The organism is Streptomyces sp. NPDC059256, from assembly GCF_042753785.1.
Taxonomy (GTDB): Bacteria; Actinomycetota; Actinomycetes; order Streptomycetales; family Streptomycetaceae; genus Streptomyces.
This window is the reverse complement of the sequence record NZ_JBHYZO010000031.1, coordinates 12,783-32,768: the sequence shown is the minus strand read 5'-3', so window position 1 is coordinate 32,768 and position 19,986 is coordinate 12,783. Positions and strand designations below refer to the sequence as shown.

Genomic DNA, 19,986 nt, shown 5'->3' with positions numbered 1-19,986 from the left:
GCGAAGCCCATGGGGCTTGCTTGAGCCGGATGCGGTGAAAGTCGCACGTCCGGTTCTGAGGGGGCCGGGGATCAGCAATGGTCTCCGGCTACCCGACCACAGCCCCGGACCACTGAGGTCCGGGGCTCGCAGACTGTTCGGGGTACGGCCCTGCTAGAGGTCGAATTCGAGGTGCTCGATGTCCGTGAACCGGACCTCTTCCAGGGAGCCGGCGCGGCGGCCACCATCTTGGAAGTAGACCTCTTTGAGTGCTTCGGCCGCGATCTCCTGGAGCCTGGCGTCGCTGGCACCCTGCTCCTGCGCGTCGAAGAGGCGGGCGGCGTAGCGGGGTGGGAGGGCGATGGTGAGGTGGCGGATGCGGTCTTGGTCGGTGGTTCCGATGGGTGCGGTGTAGCCCATGCGGGCGCGGGTGTCGATGACGATGCCGCCCGTGGACGCCGCCTTCTCCTTCGCTTTGGCCCGGATCTGGGGCTGCCACCGCTTCTTGACCTCGCGTTCCATGCGCGCGGCCAGATCCTTGCGGGGTGTTTTGATCTGGTCCTTCACGTATCGTTCGACGGTGCGTTGGGAGATGCCGAGGAGGTCGGCGACCGCTTTCGTGCCCTTGTACTGCTTGACCAGGTACCGCATCTGCGGGCCCGCGGATTTGGGTGCTGGGCGGGTGAACGCCTTCTGCACCGCCTTGTTGAGGCCGTCCCCGATCAGACTCATCGTCTGCCCTATTCTCCGTTGTCGACGTCGGTGACGGTGCCGTCCTTGATGTATCGGGCGAGGTTGAGCTCCGGTGCGTTGAACCGCTCGCGGACTTCTTCGCCCCACAGGACGCTCTGGGTGCCCTCGTGCTTGACCAGGCCCGGGTTGATGCCGAGCTTGAACCCACCGGGCAGCGGCTTTCCTTCCCGGTAGGGCAGGAAGTCGAGTGGGCTTTCGCCGTCGGCGGCGTAGACGACGCAGTCGGACAGGATCGCGACCGGGTACTGCCCGGTGAACGCCGCGTGACGGACGATCTTGCGGTGGAGGTTGATGCGGGTGCGGGAGATGACCGCCGCGCGAATGTCCGGCCGCCACGTCGGGCGGGACAGGGCACGCCACGGCTCCCCCGGCCGCCAGCCCTCACCGCGGGGCCGTTCGCGGAGCTTGCCCAGGCCGCCCTTCACCGTCGCCTTGATCGCCGAGACGACAATCGCGAGCTCCGGGTCACGGCCCTTGTAGCCGTCCATCGCCGTCAGGAAGTCCTCGGGGGCGAGGTCGGTGTGGACACCGAGGTCGGCCATCGTGGACAGGTAGGCATCGCGCAGCCTCTGGTACCAGCCGTCGAGATAGCGGCCGTTCTCGTAACGGACGTACGCCTCGGTCGGCGTCACGTCGTAGCCGAGCTCCGCCGCGTACGCCACCGTCGGGGTCGCGTACCAGGCCGGGCCGGCCGGACGCTCACCCTTCGGCGTGAACGGGGAAGGCAGCAGCTCGCCGTCCAGCTCCACCCACTGCTTCCCGGCCTTCACCCGCGACAGATCGACATGCGACAGGTCCACCAGCCACGAGCCGGGGAGCTTCGGGTCGAACACTGGGGCCTTCACATGCGTGGGGGCCCCAAGGCCGACCGACAGACCGTTCGCACCGGCCGCGAACGCCATGTTCACGTCCAGGCCCACCAGGTCGCGGCGCATGCATTCGGCATCGGTCATCGGCCGCGCCCAGTCGTACGCCTCCTCGAACAACTTCTCTCCCGGGCCGCGCACATGGAACCGGGGCAGATCCTTGAGCAGCGGGTGCCCGTCGGGGGCCTCGCACGGGGCGCAGTCCACCGGGTCCTTGCCCAGCGAGCCGGGGTTGTGCTCCGAGGTGCGCTTGCCGTCCGTGTCCGGTGCGGAAGCCCGTGTCGCCGGGTGCAGCGCGGTCATCAACTCCAGGCCCGTCACGGCCGTGGAGCCGCGCGGCGTCATCACCCTTGAGGCGTACACACCCAGCACGCGGGCAAGTTCGGCTGGCGGGAGCTGCCCGGCGGTGTCCCAGTGCCGAGTGTCGAGGGCGTGCCAGGACGGGATGCACAGCTGCACGCAAGCTCGCTCCGACCCGACCGCCGGGCGGTAGATCCGTGCCCACGGGCCGAACCCACGCTTCGTGAGCTTCCACTCCGCGCGGGTCAGCTGTTTGACGACCTTGTGGCCCTCCGGCAACCTGCCGGCGAGTCGTTCGTCCTCGGTGAGGGTGACCGGGAGGCCGTAGCGCTCCAAGGCGGCGTCGGTGAGGACGAGCAGCGGATCGGCCGGCTTCCCCGGTCCGGACAACTTCGGCGCCCCGAGCTTCGCCTCGCGCAGGGTCCAGTCCACCAGGGACGGCAGCGACTTCGAGGGGACTTCGAGGACCAGGCCGCCGACGCAGTACGCCAACACCTTTCCGTCGGCGTCGACATCGACGACCGCGAGCGGGCCGTTCTCGAACCGCGGATCAACGACGGCCAGGGCAGTGGTCCTGGCGGGGGCTGCCTTCTTCGCGCTGGGACGGCGCGAGGTCGACGCCGGGCTGGCGGTGCGTGTCGGACGTGATGCGGGGACCGGAGTAGCGGCAGGGGCCACGGGAGACGAAGCGGGGGCAGGGATGGGGGGTTGGGTGTTCTCGTGTGCAGTCCTGACCGCAGCCTCAGGCGCCTGGTCTGTCGACAGAGTCGGGGCTTCCGTGAGGGCCGGCGCGTTGGTGAACGTCTCGGGCGCCGGCGTCGATACGGGAGCGACGGCCGGAGTGGCGGGGTAGAGCTCGGCCAGCTTCTCCAGCAGACGCGCGTACGCCTCCCGCTGCGGCGGCCGCGGCTCCGTCTTCCCAGACTCCCACGACACGATCGTCGGCCGCCGCACCTTCAACGCCGTGGCCACCTGCTCCTGGGTCAGGCCATGCGCCTTGCGCAACCGCTCCCGCTCACTCGGCGGAGGAAGCAGGGACTGCCCAGCGATCAGGGCATCGACCGCGTCGAACAACTCGGACATGAAACACCTCCTATTCGAGACTCTATCATGAATGAAACATAGTCCGCACTTATGGCGTACTTACCGCGTACATTTCCAAGCTGTATTCAATCAATGAGAGTTAACGAACAGGCATTTTATTTGGGTCATGGCCGAATCCGACTTCACCACGACCTCCGCGACGTCCAAGCCCCGGCTTCACCGGACCTGGACCGTTTTCGAGTAGCTGTGCAAGCACGCTGCCGTGGTCGGTCGAACCCGCAGCGATCTGGGAAGGCGACAAGCAACTCCACAGCGACCGCCAGGCCGGGATGCCGGACGGCCCTGGCTACACCGACCGACAACGTAGGTGCCAGCCGTGGTCTGGTCCTGGCCAGAAGAGTGGAAGGCGACGGAGTTGAACATCACCTTCAGCGCCTTCTCGAACCGCTGGCCGGTGAACCACGGCCCGGTCGGATACTGCGGTTCAGCCTTCCCCTTCTCGAAGGCGACCCGCCTCCGTCAGCTGGCACTATGGCAGCCGCCTGCTGCTTCGGGGAGCTCTGGGGCAGGCCACTGACCACCAACAACACGACCGTGGCGAGAGTGAGCCGCGCCGGCGGTCCCACCCCCGGGTCGGCGCCCGGGCCGCGCAGCGGTCCACGCCCTGCGTGAGAAACTCAGCGTCAGCGACGACGAAGCGTGGCCACCTTGATGCGGAACAACGCCGAGCACCTGGAGGCGTACCTCTTCCGTGCTCTCCAAGGGCGCCGTCCTGTTGGGGATTCCCGCGTCGCTGAACATGTCTTTCTCACGAGCCAGTACGCAGAATTCTCAGCAAGTGCAGTACCGCTGGGCCAGTCAGCCGCGGGTGTGAAGCTGGGCGGTGAGGGCGGTCGTGGCCAGGGGGATGACCGTGGTCTGGCTGGTGGCCGTGGAGGCGTTGCCCAGCTGAGGTTGGGAAAGCGTGGCCACGGCCTGGTCGATGGCGATGCCCTGGGCATGGGCGTCCGGGTGGACTTCGCAAACATTGACACCGGGTTGGTTGAGTCGGTCCATGGCCGCGTTGAGGTGGGTCCGGGCCAAAAAGGCAAGGAGAAAAATCGCAGAGCCCGGCCCCCTACGGTAAATGCATGACTTCCCTTCATGTCCACGACCACGGGGGTAACGGCGCCCCCGTTCTATTGCTCCACCATGCGGGGCATTCGCTCGCCGACTGAGAGGAAGCCGCAAGCCGGCTCTCCGCCGGGCACCGGGTGCTCGCCGCCGATCTCCCGGCCACGGCCGCTCCCCCGAGCTCTCCCCCTGGAACCTCGACGGTGTATACGAGACATCGAAAAGACCCTCGACGAGCACGCGATACCGGCGCAGCCATCGTTGGCCTCTCCCTGGGCGGAGGGATCGCCGACCGCCCTCTACGCGGCGGCGCTGGAGATGCTGGAAGCGCTAGGTGACCTGGAGGTCTTTGCGCTGCTGCGCCGGGTGCCGTGCCCACTGCTGGTGGTCCGGGCGCGACGGGCGCTTCCTCCGGTGCCCGGTATGTAGTGGCTCGAGGAGCTGTTTATGGAGTACGGGAAGGGGTTGGACGAGGACTTGGCCGCCTCACCGCCGCCCGAGGGTGGAACGGGTGCGGGTCGTGGACCTCGACGCAACGCACGCAGTGCTGCCGGAGGAGGAGGTGGCGAAGCTGGTGGCAGGATTCCTGGCCTGAGCTGAACGGGCTCCTTAGCGGCAGACCGCCACCCGACCGGCTCCAAATCCGTCGAGGAAAGGCGACGCGTCACGGCAGTACGTCAGTAGTATCCGGACCAGAATCTGGCTCACCCTCCAACGCCAGTCGCCGGATGCGAGCCCTTTGCGGCAAGGCCGAGAGCATACCCGAGCAACACCTGACTCAACTCCCCAACCACACCCAACTCAATATCGACAGCACGGTGAGCATCAACCCTCGCAGACTACTCCCGTGCCGGGGCTCGTTCTCCGACCCGGCTCGGATCTAGGACGCGGTTGTTGGGGAGAGTTCGTCGGGCAGCTGCGGTGGAGTGCCCTGGGTCCATGTCACGCGCAGCGACGAGGACGAGACCCGCCAGCCGTCAGCGGTTCTGACCAGTTCAGTGTCGGTTTGACCCGCGGAGATGAAGACACTGCCCGAGCCATCCGCCAGCACATGGGTGCTCAGTTGGGCGCCGCGGGCGGTGGCTTGGTCGCCGTTGATTTCGATGACGGCGTTGCTCCCCAGATGTAGAGTCCGGTCGAACAGTGCCATCCCGCGCCGGACGCGCGCCAGCAAGGCATCGCGGCCGTGGACGGTGCCTATTGGCATCGCTGCGGTGACGTTCTCGGTATGAAAGGCGCGGGCCCACTCCTCGTCGAAGACCCCCTCGTCCAAGGAGAGCAGATAGCGGTCCATCAAGTCGCTGATCGCGGCGCGGTCGATCAGGTCACGCAGCTGGCGTTGCAACGCTTCATCATCCATGCGCGCAAGCCTGCTACCTCAAGCGCACTTCAGGTCAACCCAAATCCCGGGTCGATAGCCACGGTTTTCCCGGTTCACATCCGCCCTCCTGGCGTCCTGGCGTCAGACCCTAGGCGTTGGTGAGCCGGGGAAAACCGAGACTGAGAGAGCACAGTTGCGCAAACGTGCAGCTCAGTGCAGCCGTTGAGCCACCGGATCCTGACCCTTCTTGGTCTGCTGTCCATACTCGTCATCTCCGTGCGCGTCCATCGTCCGCGGGGCATCGCCGGGATCAGGGCCCGCGCCAAGGAGGTCGAGCGAGCGAGGACTGGAACACAGTCAACGGCAGACCCAGCCTAGACCGCGACACCGGATTTCCTGGGTGAAGTCGCGGACGGACCCTCACTCCTGCACTACCACGCATTTTGCATGCACAGCACGTCCCTTCCCGGTGGTCGAGGGCCTGTCAGTATCGGTGCCGTTGTGGTTCATACCGAGAGGGTCCGGGGGCAAGGGGGTCGCTTCCTGGAGGACGACCCACTACGGGTCGGAGGCTCAGAAGCAACCACCTGTGGCGAAGCCACCACCTCGACAGCACCTCGCTGACGCCCCCTTGTCCTCGGGCCTCGTACATCGTTGGGACGCCCCGCAGTTGCCTGGTGTGGCAGGCACGTACTGATAGGGACCGGCGAAGGTGGTGGTTACCTGCGGTTTGCATGGTTAGCTGGAGCTTCTGCGGCGTCGAGCGGCTCTTCCGGGCGGTGCCTCTTCCCTAGCAGGGTGCCTATGAGGACAGCGCCGAGCGTGAGGAGGGCGGCGGCGACGGCTAGCGCGAGTGAGAAGCCTTCCGTCGCGGCGTGCAGGGGGTCGTCCTGTGCCGCCAGGGCATCGCTGCGGCGCGAAGCCAGAGCGACAAGCACAGCCACGCCCACGGCGCCGCCGACTTGTTGAACGGAGCTCAGGACGGCCGAACCGACTCCGGCGTCCTCCTCGGTGGTGCCTGTGAGCGCGGCGACGGTCAGTGCGGGCAGGCTCAGTCCGCATCCGAGGCTCGTGACGAGCATGCCGGGCAGCACTCCGGAGGCGTAGCCGTCGCTTGGTGCCACGCCGGACAGCAGCAGCAGTCCTGCCGCGCTGATCAGGAACGCCGTGACGAGGGCAGGGCGCACGCCGAGCCTGGCCACCGCTCGGGAGGAAAGCCACATGCCAACAAGGATGCCTGCGCCGAAGGGCAGGTAGGCGACGCCGGCAGCGAGCGGGCGGTAGCCCAGCACGGTCTGTAGGTGCACCATCAGCAGGAAGGCCATCGCGTACATGGCGGCAGAGAAGAGCAGAGTCGCCCCGTTGGCTACGGCGCGGATGCGATAGGACAGGAACGACAACGACACCAGCGGCTCGGCGGCTCGTGTCTCGGCCACGATGAAGGCGACGGCCAGGAGCACGAACAGAACCAAGGGCCCGATGGCGGTCGTGTCACTCCAACCCGACTCGCCGGCCCGGAGCAGTCCATAGACCAGAGACACCAGGGCTCCGGTTCCGAGTACCGCGCCGGGTACGTCGAGGCGCACCGCGTGTCCGGCCCGACTTTCGGGGACCAAGCGCGGGAGCAGCACAACGGCCGCGAGGGCAACAGGGAGGTTGATCAGGAAGATCCAGCGCCAGGACGCCAGGCCGGTCAGCGCGCCGGAGATCACCAGGCCCATCGTCCCGCCCAGGCCCGCGATGCCACCCCAGATGCCAAACGCCTTGGCGCGTTCCTTGTCCCCGGGGAACAGCAGTGTGATCAGTGCCAGTGCGGCCGGGCTGGCCATGGCCGCGCCCGCGCCCTGGACGAACCGTCCGGTCACGAGGTGCCAGGGTTCTTGCGCGAGCCCGCAGACCAGGCTCGCCCCGCCGAACAGCACCACACCGGTCAGAAAGACGCGCCTGCGGCCCAGCAGGTCGGCCATGCGGCCGAACAGCAACAACAGCCCGCCGAAGGCGAGGAAGTAGGCGTTGACGACCCAGGCCAGACCCGCGGTGGAGAAGCCGAGATCCTCCCGCATGCTGGGGAGCGCCACGCTCACCACGTTGTCATCCAGGACCAGCATGAACTGCACGAAGCACAGCACCACCAGGGCCGGTCCACGGCGCCCAACGGCTCGAGCAGTGAGAGTGGTTGGTGCCAGCGTCATGACGGACGCCCCGTACTCGTGAACGGCCACGGTGAACTGCGGTAGCGCCCATGGCGCGGTGGATGACTCATCGACATGCGAACGACGCTATGCACCGGCCACGACGACCGCGATGCGCCACCAGGCCATGCTGTATCGCGTTGGGGACATAGGCTAGGGGTTATGACCAAGGCCGTTGTCGGAGCCGTCCCGCCCGGAGTGGGCGCGATCGTCGTCGGAAACTTTCCGTTGGCGTACGGGCAGTGGTTCATCCCGCACAGCCACCCACAGCACCAATTGGCCTGGGCGCGGCGCGGTGTGCTCGGCGTCGCCGTCGACGACGCCTACTGGGTCCTGCCACCCTCGCGTGCGCTGTGGCTGCCCGCAGGGGTGGTCCACCGGACCGGCGCGACCCGTGAAGCGGTGCTGTGCAGCCTCTACTTCGAACCGGACAGATGCGATCTGGACTGGGCGGACCCGACTCCGGTCGGCGTCGACGGGCTGCTGGCTCACCTCATCGCATATCTCAGCCGCGACGACCTCCGCGATGACCTACGACTATCTGCCGAGACGGTCGTCCTGGATCTGCTGCGCCCCTTGCCGACCGCCCCCATCATTGTCCCGCACCCCACCGACGACCGGGTGCGCACCGTGGCCGCCGCGCTGCTCCTCAACCCCGCTGACCCACGGAGCATTGAGGCGCACGCCCGGGCGATCGGGGTCAGCAGACGCACCCTGACCCGGCTGTTCGTCCACGACACCGGCATGCACTTCGACCGCTGGCGTACCCATGTGCGGCTGCGTGCTGCGCTTCCCCTGCTGGCCGAGGGTCAGCCCGTTTCCCGGGTCGCACACACCGTGGGATACGCAACATCGAGCGCCTTCCTCGCGGCGTTCCGACGAACCGTCGGCACTTCCCCTGGACGCTACCTCAGTGGCGACACCTCGTTCGAGGCATCAGCCAGCAGCGCCGCCCCATCAATGACTATGGGCGGCTTCGGACCCGAGGGAATGGGGGGCCGGGCTCCATCTGCCATGACAACGGCGCACCGAACCCCGCTCTCGTCGACGTGACGGCAGCGGAATGTTCGTCGAGGCCGTCGCCGTCGTCTGGCTCGCCATCGCTGTCTACGTTCGGCTTGCGCATGGATAGCGAAGTACACGGAGACAGGCCCGGGTCCTAGCTCCGGGTCGCGCCGTCCCCGGTCCAAGCGATCGAGTCCTCCGCCCGCGCCATCAGCGACACGAACGGCGTCGCCACCGGCCGCAGTGAACAGAACATGGCCGCCGCCGCACCCGGCCTCAGCTACCGGGTCTACACCGGCAGGAACGGAGCCGACACCGCCTGCGGCCCCTGGACCCGACCCTGAGCCCCGACAACCATCGTCGACTGACCCTCGGTCCGTCCCGTCCGCCCTCGCCGGGGTGGACGGGACGGGCCCAACGGCCACCGCACCACCAGCACCGGGTCGGCGGCCGGCGGTGTGGTGCAGGTCCAAATGCTCACTACCGCGCCAGAAGAAAGGCACGAGGGGCCGGCAATGGAAGTGTCATGTGTGGGTACCTCGGTGTGCGCGAGCGGTCCCGGTCAACGGCGGCCGGTGGCCAGGACGACGAGGAATTGGCCGCCGCCCGCCTCGATGCCGGCGGTCACCGGAAGCCCTGGTACGAGTCGGGAGAACCGGTCCACCAGCCAGTCCGCCGCTTCTTGGGCGTCCTTCCTGGTCGGACAACGGCCCACGATCTCGCGGCCTCCCTTGCGTTCCAGCCTGTCGGCAACGGCGATCAGCGGTGCGGGGTCGACCACGTACAGGCGCTCCGGCCAGGCGATGACCACCTTGACCGCACCCTTGCGGGTGTTACATCCGCGGTGCGCGAGCCGCTCGGCGACTTTGGCCTTCCGGTCGGCGGTCCGGCTGTCGACACTGGGCCCCCGCGGGTCGTTCACCGACTCGTCGGGGTCGACCGGTTCGTCACACACCCAGCACTGCCAGCCGTCACGCTCGGCTACATCATCAAGAAGGCTCATCCAGGCAAACTAGCCTGCCCGGCCGCCACCCGCGCACCAGGGTCCGGCATCGTCCCACCGGCGGCTGGGATGAGTGCGGCCGGAGTGGGTCCGCCCTCGCGAAGGCTGAGCGGTACCAGCCGAGGCCAATCGCGGATGCCCAAAGTCCCGGGAGGAGGCGGCCGTCGTTCATGCTAAACCCCGGCGTCAAAGCGGCCGACTGCGTGTCCCGGGTCTTCGAGTGGCGCCGGGTGGCCGCCCGAGGGCCAGGGCGGCCCAGACACGCGACGTCGACGGCGGAAGCTCGTAGCCGGTGTGGCCGTTGAGCGTGGCAAGCGGTTGTCAGGGGGCGCCGTCGGGATGGAAGCTGACGGACTCCACGTCGCTCGCGTGTCCTGCAACAACTGCCAAGCGGCGGAGATTGCGGGGCTCGCTGACGTTCCACAGCGCGGAGGTACGGTGGCGACCACGGGTGGCGAGGAGGCGCCCGTCGGGGTTGAAGGACACCTCCTCGTTGGGTCCGTCGCCGTACAAGTTACGGAGCAGGCGGGGGGGCGTGGAGGCTCGGTCGTTGGCCACAGGGCGCACCGTGCCGTCGAGCCCGCCGCTCGCGCGGATGCTTCCCGGACTGAAGGACACCGCGTTGACCGTGGCGGCGCGTCCGCGCAGGACGGCCAGTGGGTGAGGCGACTTGGTAGTGGACGAGAGCCGGATGGTCGATCGCAGCTGCCGCTGGCTGTTGCCCGGCCGCTGGGAGCGAAGCCCACCGAGTACACGGAGCTGCGGTGTCCCGCGCAGGCTGGAGATGATGCCGCTCGGGAGTGAGTAGAGCAGCGGCCATGCCGCTCATGGGACTGCCCGGGGTGACACAGTTGGTGCCTGTTCCGAACCTCTGGGGGCTCGGTGGGCTCGTATCAGGTGGATTCTGGACCAGGTCCACCACCGTGGACTTGAGAACGATCAAGCCGCCGGGCTCCTCGGTGGACTGCCGTTGGCGTTGGTGAGCCGAAGCGTGATAGCTCTCAATGGGGCGGAAGGTCTGCACCAAGACTTCCGGGCAGGGGCGGCTGGAAACTGTAGGCGTACGCCCCCAGTAACGGACGGCTTCCGACGACCCGGGAGGGCATGTGGCGAAGAAGGACCGGACAACGGACGCGGCGGAGGACCGAGAGAAGTGGCTGGCTCGATTCCAGGTACGGCTGGCCATGCAGCCGGGCGTGGACCGGGCAGTGGTGCTCCAGGCGGTGAAGGAAGTCACGGCCCACTGCGCGGATGCAGGAGAAGACCCGAGGACTGCGTTCGGCGACCCGGACGCCTATGCCGTACAGGCTGCCGCGCGGCTGGTACCAGCGGACCGGGCGGCGCGCGAGAGGCGGCATGGCACCGCGGTGGACACGCTCGGCTCCGTACTGAAAAGGGCTCGGGAGGTCACCGGTCTATGACCGGTTGCAGCGACGCCCGCCACAGTCAGCGCACGGGTTCTGACGCACAGCATGAGGCCGGGTTGTGCGGCACCCGGTGGTGGGTGGGCCTCAGATTGTCAGTGAGTGGCACTACGGTGCCGCCATGACAGCAGAATCCCGTAAAGGCCCCGTAGCCTCCCTGTCCGACTGGGACCGCGAACTGGCCCACGCCTTCGGCGTCCTGGTCGGCCGCCCCCTGGACGAGTTCGACCCCGACGCGGTCTACACAGTCGGTTTCAGGGGCAATGTGCTGAACGAGAGCGGGTTCCTGCGGGAGCCCGACTGGGTGCACCCCCAGGCCCTGAGCGGTGCCAGGCCGATCCCCTGCCCCTTCGGCCTGAGCAGCGAGCCCGATCGGCAGCCGCTGTTCGACGCCAGCGCCTCGATCTTCGACTTCGAGTGGTGCGACAGCCCACAATCACCGCTCCCCAAGGACTTCGCGGCAGCCCTGAAGGCGGTCTGCTTCGCGGAGAGTCTGGTCAGAGGCGCCGATATAGCACCGCTGCTGGACCGGTTCGGCGTCGATCTCACCACCTCCGCTCTCAAGGACACCTGGACGATCTACTTCCCCCGCCTGGTCTGCGACGGCACCCTTCTCGACGCTCTACGTGTCGCCCTGGACACCGGCAGCACTCCTGAGGAACTGGTTCCCCTCACCCTCACCTTCGCCACGGAGCCGGATGAGGAGTGGGAGCAGGACCTGGCCACGATCGAGCACCCCGCGCTGCGCACGCACCTTGCCTACTTCTGCACGGACGGCACGGAGGGCCTGATGCCGCTCTACCAGGATGAGACGACGACCGTCCTGGAGGACGAGGGCTGTGAGCAGGTCGCGGGATGGGAGGACGGCCACGGGCAGATCGAGATCACGGTGATGAAACTGAGCCCCCTGGTCGCAGGCCCGGCCAAGGGGTGACGGCGCGCGAGCCCAGACGGCGGTGGATACGGGCGACGCGGTCCTCCGCATGGGCGAGAAAGATGGTGTGCACTCCGCGTCGCGGGCGTGAATGGCCAGGGGCGCCCTGGTTGCTCTCGGCGAAGTGGGGCCGCGGGGTGGCACCTCGCTGCTGGCACGCTCCGTCGCGGGGACGATCATCCGTAGGGCCCTTTCTCTGCATGGCACGGCCCATCGCACAGTGATAGCGACGGACGGCAAGTCCTCTCCCACCAAGCCGTTTCCCTTCGCTCCCGAAACTTGGGAAACGGCACCGGGCCGAGCCACAGTCAGGAGTATCGGAACCTCAGTTGGACGTTCTCCCCGAGTTCTTCGAAGCGGAGTTCCGTTGAGCGGGCAGAGGGAGCGAGCCGCTGCGTGCCCGGGACGGCCAGCCCGGTGCGCCGGGCCACGCCCTGTGCGGCGTTCCTGCCGAAGCCAGGGCCGAGGGTGAACGGCGAGAGGTGGAACCAGTCGTAGGAGGCGTCTGGGACAAGGCCGTGTAGGGGCTCGGCAGGGCACCTGGCGTCGCACTCTGACTCTTGGCTTCTCGACCGAGTCCGGGCCCTTCACCCGTACCGAGCGGGAGGTTGCCAGGGATCACGTGATACCTGGTGACGAGTCGGCTCTCCGCACGCATACGGGGTCGAGTGATACGGAAATCGAGGTGGGATCGCCGCAGCCATCGCGATACCCACGAGCCTTGCACCCGTTGTCGACCCATCTCCCCAGGTACCCGCGCCGAGAGAGTCCGAGGGTCGCGCGGCGTTCACGGCGCTCCAGCCGTCTGGAGCGCCCACCAATGCTCAACAGTCCATATTGCCAGCCGATTTGAAGGCGGTACTCCGCGCTCACGTTGGCCAACTCTCGACCACCTCTGCCACTGTCCCACTGCCGGTCTTGGAGCGGGAGCAGAGTCCTCACGGAGGCTCAAAGCCCCACCCGGACCGGACCCGGTGCGACCGACAGAATGACAACGCCGTCACACCGTGGCCCCGAACTCATCGCCCACCGCGCGGGCTCGTGGGCCGCCCGGCAGCCGGGCACACGGGAGCGCAGGACAGATGAGGGCGGCGTTCGACCTCGGTGCATCCCTCGGTCTGCCACACCTCCTCGTTGCGCATCGCCTGAGGGAAGGCCGCCTCGCGCCCAGGGGCGGACCACCCGCCATCCGGGCCGGTAAAACGGCCTCGGGGTTTCGTGGAGTGTGTGCCACGGGCGGCGGCGGTCACCGTCCGCTGACGCGGGACGGATGCCCGTGAGGGTGGGGTGGCGAAGGCGGCAACGGCTAGACGGGATGCGGCGCCCACGGATCGCCGCCTGCATCACTTGGCATTCGGGGGCGTGCGGTCGGCGCCGTGCACAGCGGCGAAGGACGTGAAGACCGCGGGTCCTTTCACAGGCCATCCGAACAAAAGCAGGAGAGGTTCGGAAGGCCGGTTCCCGTCGCTGTCGATATGCACATCGGAGAGAGGCACACGTGCGAACTCCCGTAAATCTGACCGAAGTTATCGCATGGTTTCACTGGCTGGAACACACTCTTGCGAAATCTGTCCACCGACCGGAAGACTCGCTAGCAGCGCTTGTCAGGATCATGAGGAGCCCCTGGATCAGGAGCCCTCACGCGAATACGTTCACACGTTTCGCACCTGCGCCTCACAGGCCCGCACACGCCGCCACGGATTTTCATTCCTAACGGGGGAACCGAAGTGAGGATCATGCGCGCCGCCCCCCGCAGCGGCATCGCAAGACGTGTCCATCCGATCGCCACGACCTCCGGACCGGCCGCAAGCACTCGCGCCGCCCAACACGAACGCGACACAGGCCGATGCACATGGCACCACCACACTGCCACCAGGTCAGCGATGCCGAACCGGAAGCGGACACCGCGGGGGTCGCCTGTCACATCGACAAGCCCACCGACAACCTTGTCGTCGCTGCGCGGAGCTTCGGTAGCACCCTGATTCTGGAGGTCACGGATTGAGGTACGAGCTTCTGGGCCCTGTTCACGTCTCGGTCGCTGACAGGACGTCCTCGGTCGGAACATACAAGATGGAAGTGCTACTGAGAACACTGCTGGTCCGCAATGGCCAGGTCGTGTCGCTCGACCAGCTGACGCAGGAGCTGTGGGGCGCCGCCCCACCCGTGCGTGCGGGTGCATCGCTGCACGTCTATGTGTCGCAATTGCGAAAGCTCCTCAACAAGTTGTCCCTGACCAGGGAGTGCATCACCACTCGCTCCCCTGGATACGTCCTGAACCTGGGGCGGGACGAACTCGACCTCGACGTGTTCATGGCCCTGTCGGAAAAAGGCCGACTACAGATGGACGTGGGCGATCACGCCGCTGCGGCCGAGAGCCTGTCTCAGGCGCTGGCACTCTGGCGCGAACCGGTACACGCATCGTCCTTCGAGGGACCGATCATCCAAGAGTTCGCCAACGAGACCGAAGAGCTCCGTGTCGAGTGCCAAGAGCTCCTTGCCCGTTCACTTCTAGCGTCGGACCAAGCCCGGGAGGCCATCCGCATCCTCTACTCGCTCATCGTCGAGTACCCCCTGCGAGAAGACTTCTACGCGCTGCTCATGGAGGCGCTCAGTCGTTCCGGACGCCGGGCCGATGCCCTGATGGTCTATCAGACCGCACGCAGGACGATGCGCGAGGAGCTGGGCCTGGAACCGTGCCGTTTCCTACAGGAAACGCAAGAGTTCATTCTCAACGACCGGCTGGATGAACTCCGGTTCATACGCGCAGCGGGCGGCAAGACACAGCGCGCCGTCAGTTGACCGCCGGCACCTTCACCTCCCGACCCCGCTGCCTTCCGTTCGGTTCGGCGCACGGTTGATTCCGACGGAATTCCCCCTGCCCCCATCCCTCTGTAAAGAAGGAAACCACGTGCCCGGTATTGAAGTATCTGAGACGTCCATCCCCGGGGCGTATCGAATCAAGACGAATCACCTACGGGACCGGCGTGGCCACTTTTATGAGGCATGGCAGTTCAGTGAACTTCTCAAACAGGCCGGCCACCATTTCCTGATTCAACAGGTGAACTACTCGGTCTCCAAGAAGAACACGCTTCGCGGGATTCATGGCACCACGATCCCGCCGGGTCAGACAAAACTCGTCACGTGCGTGAGGGGTGCGGCGATGGACGTGGCGGTCGACCTCCGGGTCGGATCGCCCACATTCGGCCAGTACGACGTGACCTTGCAGGAGGCTCGGTCCGGGATCGGTGTATACCTCGCCGACGGCATCGGTCACGCCTTTCTCGCCCTGACCGATGACACGTGCATGAACTACCTCTGCGGCGCAGAGTACGTCCATGGCACGATGATCGACGTCCAGGCCCTGGACCCGGCAATCGGCATCCCCTGGGAACTGGACGGACCGCCGATCACATCGGACAAGGACGCGGCAGCACCCACTCTCGCCGAGGCGGTGGAGCGCGGGCTACTTCCCACCTACGAGCAGGCGTTAGCAGCCGCCACACCTCCTCCTGGCTAGGTGGCGCGTGACCCTGTGCGTCGTGGCCTGGAACACCACGTCGCTCCGTCGGCAAGTCACCACAATCTTCTTGTCCAGGGAGTTCTGATGGGGCATACGGGAAGTGTCAACCCGGTTCGGGTCGGAGTGATCGGATGTGCCGACATTGCGTGGCGGCGCGGGCTGCCCGCGTTGGAGGCCGAACCACGCACCGAGGTGACAGCCATCGCCAGTCGGAGAAGGGACCGGGCGCAGCGGTTCACCGAACGGTTCGGTGGAGAGCCGGTGGAGGGCTACGCCGCCCTACTGGAACGGGACGACGTCGACGCGGTGTACGTTCCGCTTCCGGCCGTTCTCCACGCCGAGTGGATCGACCGAGCGTTGTGCGCGGGCAAGCACGTCCTCGCGGAGAAGCCGCTCACCACTGACCGGAACCAGGCCGAGCGCTTGTTCGCACTGGCCGCGGATCGACAACTCCTGCTGATGGAGAACTTCATGTTTCTCCACCATCCCCAGCACCAGCGGGTCGCGGCCATGCTCGCGGAGGGCGTCATCGGAGAGATCCGCTCGTTCGCAGCCAGCTTCACCATCCCGCCCAAGCCGCAGGGCGACATCCGGTACCAGGCAGACGTGGGCGGCGGAGCGCTGCTAGACATCGGTGTGTACCCGATCCGTGCGACCGGCTTCTTTCTCGGCATGGACCTCGACGTCGCGGGCTCCGTACTCCGACACGAACGGTCCCACGGTGTCGTGGTCGGAGGGAACGCGCTCATGACCACCGATCGAGGTGTGACCGCACAGCTCACGTTCGGCATGGAGCACTCCTACACGAACAGCTACGAGTTCAGGGGAAGCGCCGGCCGCCTCTGGCTGAACCGCGTCTTCACTCCTCCGGCGTCCTACCAACCGGTGGTCCACGTCGAACGGCAGGATCACGCCGAGCAGTTCGTCCTCCCCCCGGAGGACCAATTCGCCATGAGTATCCGCGCCTTCGCCCGGGCAGTTCTCAGCGGAGAGCGTCCTGAGGAGTGGTCGCGGAACTCTGTACGTCAGGCGTCCCTCGTGGACGCCGTTCGAATGAACTCGCGCAACATCTACTTTCCCTGAGCCCTCCGACGCTGGTTTCCGAGCCGGATCGGTCCGAAGCTTCTTCGGGCCCTCGGCCGACAGGACGCCGAGCGAAGCCCTGTCGACTCCCCTTCGACGAGTGGAGTGACGGGCGTCGCCCAGGGGGCACCCGTGCCACCCGTACGACCGGCTCACTGCGCGGGTACGGAGCAATCAGCCGAGCCTTCCGGGTACGACAGTTCTCCAGCAGCCGACAGCTGCGCCTGTCACACGGCGAACGCAGCCAGGGTGCCGAACTCGACTCCGTGTCACCATGACAACCGCGCGGGCCGACTTGACTGTGTCCACCTTCCAGGCTCCGCCCAGGGACATTGCGGTTGTCCAGGATGTGGGCACCGCGGCGCGAAATGACGGGCGACGACTACCCCCGTCAGTCGGGCAGCCCGGCAGGGAGCTCGGTCTCGGGCATGGTCGGAACCCTGGCGCAAAGGGCACCGATCCATCGATCGAGGATCGAGGATCGAGGATCGAGGATCGAGCGAGCACAGCCGGCTTGTGCGGTCGAAGCCAAGCTCGTGGCGACCGTCCGCATCATGCTCGACGGCGTGCCCCTTCTCCCGCGGGCCGACAATTGCGGCGGTCCGAAACACCCTCATCTGTCGCTGGGATGACTGCTCTTCGCGGAAGGACGGCGAGGAAGACCAGCATCGGAACACCGGACTCAACGCGACACAAGGTCTGGGCAAGGCTTTTTCCAGAACGCTCTTAGAGCTATTTAAGAAGCCTTTTGTGTCGCAAGAATAGGGTGATCTGAACCGTTGAGGGTTTTCGGTTGACGGGAGCGCCATCCAAAGCCGTCCGGCAAACAGGCATCGGAGGGCGGTGAGGGGGTTGATGCAGTGCTCGCGTATGTGAGAGACACAGGAGCGAAGTCGCGCCGAATCCCGCGGGTCGGCCATGGTCTGTCGAGAGCAGGAAATCACTCTCCGGCTGGTGACCAAGGTCGCGTGGGCGGGCGCATCAGGCAACTGCCACGTCCGGGTCCCTCGAATCAGGCCCATCTCCAGGAGGGCAGTCGGCTCGCGCGGCAGGTACGCCTGGGGAGCCCCGTCCACGCCGTGGGACGCCAGACGCTCGGTGAACAGGCTTCTGGCGGGTCGGTAGCTACATACCGACCCGCAACGAACCCTCAGCGGACCGCCAGCCACGTACCCCGCGCTGCCGCCGGCCCGCAGCGTGTCAGGGGCCCGCGTGCCGCGATCTGGGGACGCGCTCCCTGCCCGGGCCATCGTGGGAGGGCAGCGGCAGGACGGAGTCGTGTGCTTCCGCCGCGGCGTCAGGCCCCGCCGTCCGCTCGTCCCGTTCCGCGCCTGCCGGCGGTCCGTACCGGGGACCACCGGCCCCAGCCCTCACGGCGAGCCTGTCTGGCCCCTCGCGCAGGGGCAGTGAAACACCCGAAGAAGTCACGCATGATCAGCGATTACATTCCGCGACTCAGCTAATGACGACAGAGGTGTCACCCGTGAAGGGAATAATCCTGGCGGGGGGAACGGGAACGCGCCTATATCCGCTGACCTTCGCCCTCTCCAAGCAATTACTTCCGGTGTACGACAAACCCATGATCTATTATCCCCTGTCCACTCTCATGCTGGGCGGTGTACGGGACTTCCTCGTCATTTCGACGCCGACGGACCTACCACTTTTCCAGAAAGCGCTTGGGGACGGCGCGGAACTCGGCCTGCGCATCTCCTACGCGGAGCAGCCGCAGGCCGCCGGAATCGCCGACGCATTCCGGGTAGGGGCCGAATTCGTGGGTTCCGATTCGGTTTCCCTCGTCCTGGGCGACAACATCTTCCACTCCCCCGAGTTGCCGGACGTCCTTGCACGCAGCATGAAGGACGTCGACGGATGCGTGCTGTTCGGCCACTCGGTCGCCGACCCGCGTCCGTACGGAGTGGTGGAGAAGGCTCCCGACGGACGAGTGATCGGGATCGAGGAGAAGCCATCCAAGCCGCGCAGCTCGGAGATCGCGACGGGTCTCTACATCTACTCCAACGACGTCGTCGAGATAGCTCACAGCATCACGCCGTCGGCGCGCGGGGAGCTTGAGATCACCGATGTGAACCGGGTCTACCTGCAACAGGGCCGAGCACGGCTCCACTCCTTCGGGGCGGAGACCACATGGCTGGACGCGGGTACCTACGACGGTCTGTTGGACGCGACGCACTTCGTACGGGAGCAGCAGCGTTCGGGCGGCCGGATCGCCTGCCTGGAGGAGATAGCCCTTCGTCGGGGCTACATCGACGCCGGGAGTTGCTACTCCCTCGGGAAGAAACACAAGAACTCGGGATACGGCCAGTACGTCATGGAGATCGCCAGTGACACCAGATGGGGCAGGCTGACATATGTCGCGCAATAGTCGTGTGGTCGTCACCGGCGGTGCCGGATTCATCGGTTCGCACTACGTGCGGCAGATCCTCTCGGGCGCGTATCCGGAGTTCGCCGACGCCTCGGTCGTCGTTCTGGACAAGCTGACCTACGCCGGCAATGAGGAGAACCTGGCTCCGGTCTCCGATGACCGGCGGTTCGAGCTGGTGGTCGGAGATGTCTGTGACGCGGACCTGTTGGCCGACGCACTCCAAGGCGTGGATGTCGTGGTGCACTTCGCGGCGGAGTCCCACGTGGACCGCTCGATCACCGGCCCAGCCGATTTCATGCACACCAACGTGCAGGGCACGCACACCGTGCTCAACGCCAGCCTGGACGCGGGTGTGCGGCGGGTCGTCCAGGTGTCCACCGACGAGGTCTATGGCTCCATCGACGCGGGTTCATGGACCGAGGACCATCCGCTCGAACCGAACTCGCCGTACTCGGCATCCAAAGCGAGCGCCGATCTTGTCGCGCGCTCCTACCACCGGACCTACGGGCTTCCGGTGTGCGTGACGCGGTGCTCGAACAACTACGGGCGATATCAGTACCCCGAAAAGATCATTCCGTTGTTCATCACAAACCTGCTGGAGGGCGAGGACCTCACACTGTACGGGGAAGGGAGCAACGTGCGCGACTGGCTGCACGTGGATGACCATTGCCGCGCCATCCAGTTGGTCGTGGAGGGCGGTCGGCCCGGTGACGTCTACAACATCGGCGGTGGGACTGAGCTCACCAACCGCGACCTCACGGCACAACTGCTCAAGGAGACGGGCGCGGACTGGTCCTCGGTGCGGAACGTTGCCGACCGCCTGGGCCACGACCGGCGGTACTCGGTGGACTGGACGAAGATCAAGAACGAGCTGGGCTACACGCCACGCATCGACTTCGCGGACGGGCTCGTCGACACGGTCCATTGGTACATGGAGAACCAGTCCTGGTGGCGACCGCTTCGCCGCACACCGACACCCAATCCCCCGCAGGGATGACCGGCTGACCCCGGACAGCCCGAGGTAGGACCGAGGGTAGGCCGATGACCACCGATGGAGAGAATACGGAGC

16 protein-coding genes and 1 pseudogene are annotated in these 19,986 nt (G+C 66.6%); 10 read left to right on the top strand and 7 right to left on the bottom strand.

What is annotated here, in order from left to right; genetic code table 11:
• Positions 1 to 153: 153 nt before the first annotated feature.
• From tpg to ACFXJL_RS32805, 3 genes are all read right to left on the bottom strand, one after another.
• Complete coding sequence (gene tpg / locus ACFXJL_RS32815) at positions 154 to 711, bottom strand: telomere-protecting terminal protein Tpg (RefSeq protein WP_384698689.1); 558 nt, start codon at positions 709 to 711, stop codon at positions 154 to 156.
• Between the two features lie 8 nt (positions 712 to 719).
• Positions 720 to 2,981, bottom strand: coding sequence for a telomere-associated protein Tap (gene tap, locus ACFXJL_RS32810; RefSeq protein WP_384698686.1), 2,262 nt, complete (start codon positions 2,979 to 2,981; stop codon positions 720 to 722).
• Positions 2,982 to 3,800: 819 nt separating this feature from the next.
• The gene (locus ACFXJL_RS32805) at positions 3,801 to 4,025 is read right to left on the bottom strand and encodes a hypothetical protein (protein WP_384698683.1); all 225 of its coding nucleotides are present in this window, start codon (positions 4,023 to 4,025) and stop codon (positions 3,801 to 3,803) included.
• Positions 4,026 to 4,316: 291 nt separating this feature from the next.
• On the opposite strand from ACFXJL_RS32805, the gene ACFXJL_RS32800 reads away from it, so the two are divergent.
• Complete coding sequence (locus ACFXJL_RS32800; protein WP_384698682.1) at positions 4,317 to 4,484, top strand: hypothetical protein; 168 nt, start codon at positions 4,317 to 4,319, stop codon at positions 4,482 to 4,484.
• 451 nt (positions 4,485 to 4,935) lie between these two features.
• Here the strand turns inward: ACFXJL_RS32800 and ACFXJL_RS32795 are convergent, their stop codons facing one another.
• The gene (locus tag ACFXJL_RS32795; RefSeq protein ID WP_384698679.1) at positions 4,936 to 5,415 is read right to left on the bottom strand and encodes a nuclear transport factor 2 family protein; all 480 of its coding nucleotides are present in this window, start codon (positions 5,413 to 5,415) and stop codon (positions 4,936 to 4,938) included.
• 680 nt (positions 5,416 to 6,095) lie between these two features.
• Positions 6,096 to 7,568: a DHA2 family efflux MFS transporter permease subunit gene (locus ACFXJL_RS32790; RefSeq protein WP_384698676.1), complete on the bottom strand. Its 1,473-nt coding sequence runs from the start codon at positions 7,566 to 7,568 to the stop codon at positions 6,096 to 6,098.
• Between the two features lie 162 nt (positions 7,569 to 7,730).
• Here ACFXJL_RS32790 and ACFXJL_RS32785 point away from each other — a divergent pair.
• Positions 7,731 to 8,498, top strand: a pseudogene (locus ACFXJL_RS32785) (AraC family transcriptional regulator); the annotation flags it as partial.
• 637 nt (positions 8,499 to 9,135) lie between these two features.
• Here ACFXJL_RS32785 and ACFXJL_RS32780 read toward each other — a convergent pair.
• Together ACFXJL_RS32780 and ACFXJL_RS32775 are read right to left on the bottom strand one after the other, a co-directional pair.
• Positions 9,136 to 9,576 (bottom strand): hypothetical protein, encoded by a 441-nt coding sequence (locus ACFXJL_RS32780; RefSeq protein ID WP_358880704.1) that lies wholly within the window; start codon positions 9,574 to 9,576, stop codon positions 9,136 to 9,138.
• A gap of 321 nt (positions 9,577 to 9,897) precedes the next feature.
• Entirely contained in the window at positions 9,898 to 10,224 is a 327-nt protein-coding gene (locus ACFXJL_RS32775; RefSeq protein WP_384698772.1) for a WD40 repeat domain-containing protein, read from the bottom strand.
• A gap of 458 nt (positions 10,225 to 10,682) precedes the next feature.
• On the opposite strand from ACFXJL_RS32775, the gene ACFXJL_RS32770 reads away from it, so the two are divergent.
• The 8 genes from ACFXJL_RS32770 to rfbB all read left to right on the top strand — a co-directional run bounded on the left by ACFXJL_RS32770 (position 10,683) and on the right by rfbB (position 19,914).
• A complete protein-coding gene (locus ACFXJL_RS32770; protein WP_384698673.1) occupies positions 10,683 to 10,997 on the top strand; it encodes a hypothetical protein in 315 nt (104 codons plus the stop codon).
• A gap of 124 nt (positions 10,998 to 11,121) precedes the next feature.
• Complete coding sequence (locus tag ACFXJL_RS32765) at positions 11,122 to 11,934, top strand: hypothetical protein (RefSeq protein WP_384698671.1); 813 nt, start codon at positions 11,122 to 11,124, stop codon at positions 11,932 to 11,934.
• Between the two features lie 1,852 nt (positions 11,935 to 13,786).
• A complete protein-coding gene (locus ACFXJL_RS32760; protein ID WP_384698668.1) occupies positions 13,787 to 13,936 on the top strand; it encodes a hypothetical protein in 150 nt (49 codons plus the stop codon).
• 68 nt (positions 13,937 to 14,004) lie between these two features.
• The gene (locus ACFXJL_RS32755; protein WP_384698665.1) at positions 14,005 to 14,733 is read left to right on the top strand and encodes a BTAD domain-containing putative transcriptional regulator; all 729 of its coding nucleotides are present in this window, start codon (positions 14,005 to 14,007) and stop codon (positions 14,731 to 14,733) included.
• Complete coding sequence (locus ACFXJL_RS32750) at positions 14,678 to 15,451, top strand: dTDP-4-dehydrorhamnose 3,5-epimerase family protein (protein WP_384698662.1); 774 nt, start codon at positions 14,678 to 14,680, stop codon at positions 15,449 to 15,451. The genes ACFXJL_RS32755 and ACFXJL_RS32750 overlap by 56 nt, the downstream gene beginning before the upstream one ends.
• An 87-nt stretch (positions 15,452 to 15,538) precedes the next feature.
• Positions 15,539 to 16,537, top strand: a complete 999-nt coding sequence (locus ACFXJL_RS32745; protein ID WP_384698659.1) for a Gfo/Idh/MocA family protein — start codon at positions 15,539 to 15,541, stop codon at positions 16,535 to 16,537.
• Between the two features lie 1,483 nt (positions 16,538 to 18,020).
• A complete protein-coding gene (gene rfbA, locus ACFXJL_RS32740) occupies positions 18,021 to 18,917 on the top strand; it encodes a glucose-1-phosphate thymidylyltransferase RfbA (protein WP_384698656.1) in 897 nt (298 codons plus the stop codon).
• Positions 18,904 to 19,914: a dTDP-glucose 4,6-dehydratase gene (rfbB, locus tag ACFXJL_RS32735; RefSeq protein ID WP_384698653.1), complete on the top strand. Its 1,011-nt coding sequence runs from the start codon at positions 18,904 to 18,906 to the stop codon at positions 19,912 to 19,914. The genes rfbA and rfbB overlap by 14 nt, the downstream gene beginning before the upstream one ends.
• Positions 19,915 to 19,986: the final 72 nt, after the last annotated feature.